Annotated in this window: 2 protein-coding genes; both read right to left on the bottom strand. The window is 27.2% G+C overall.

Features of this window, described 5'->3' with window-relative positions; all coding sequences use genetic code 11:
* Positions 1-120: 120 nt before the first annotated feature.
* Positions 121-417, bottom strand: a complete 297-nt coding sequence (locus tag FGM02_RS17590) for a nucleotidyltransferase family protein (RefSeq protein ID WP_243739443.1) — start codon at positions 415-417, stop codon at positions 121-123.
* Between the two features lie 198 nt (positions 418-615).
* On the bottom strand, positions 616-915 hold a 300-nt coding region (locus tag FGM02_RS17595; RefSeq protein WP_139959890.1), incomplete at its 5' end, for a HepT-like ribonuclease domain-containing protein.

Here is a 915-nt window from a genome sequence, read left to right on the forward strand (position 1 = left end):
TCTCAGAATCTTGTTTTCTTCATATTTGAAGAAATCTCTTTCATTTCCTAAATATTCATTAATAGATTCTATCGATGTTTTTATATCGTAAAGATACTTTTTAACTTCACGCTTCATATATTAATTCTTTAGATTCATTAATACTTTCAATGAAATATGGATTTTCAATGATTTCTCAGTAACTAAATCAATTTTTCGATTAAAGATTTCTTTTAATTTATAGTGAAGAGAGAAGTAATTTTCGGTGTATTGTTCAACTGAAATATTATCATCAAAAGTTATTAAAAAGTCGATATCACTTTCAGGTTTAAATTGATTTGATACAACAGAACCAAAAGCATATAGTTTTTTCACCTTCAAAGAACTACAAATATTTCGTAATTCATTTATTTTACTAGAAAGAAGTTTTTGTATCATAATTATCAACTTTAGATACAAATTTAAATGATTTTCTAATTTTTAATATTTTTTTATTCGCTTGCAGTTAACGGTTTTGGCTAGGCTTTGTGCGGGATTGAAAATCGACAAGATTTGGCGACTTAGTAAATATACACAAAACTTTGAAGTAAGCACAAAACCCCGAATGAAGTTTAGCCGGTGTTAACTGCTGGCTTTTTAATTTTCTAGTAATTGTTCAACTTCTATTAAAAGTTTCGGCAAATGGATTGTTACTATTCCCCAAATTATAGTATTGTCAACACTGTCATAAGCATGAATTACCCAATTTCTAGTATCAACTATTTTTCGTGCATTTTCAATTACTATTTCATGTTCAATTTTTAATATTCGATTAGTCGCTTCTCCAATAATTTCAATTTCACGTTCAACAGCTCTTCTCAGAATCTTGTTTTCTTCAGATTTGAAGAAATCTCTTTCATTTCCTAAATATTCATTAATAGATTCTATCGATGTTTT

It is taken from the genome of Flavicella sediminum (assembly GCF_006381105.1).
Classification (GTDB): domain Bacteria; phylum Bacteroidota; class Bacteroidia; order Flavobacteriales; family Flavobacteriaceae; genus Flavicella; species Flavicella sediminum.

Excerpts from the sequence above, each read along its gene's own strand:
- FGM02_RS17590 (WP_243739443.1), bottom strand. The coding sequence starts at position 417 with ATGATACAAAAACTTCTTTCTAGTAAAATAAATGAATTACGAAATATT.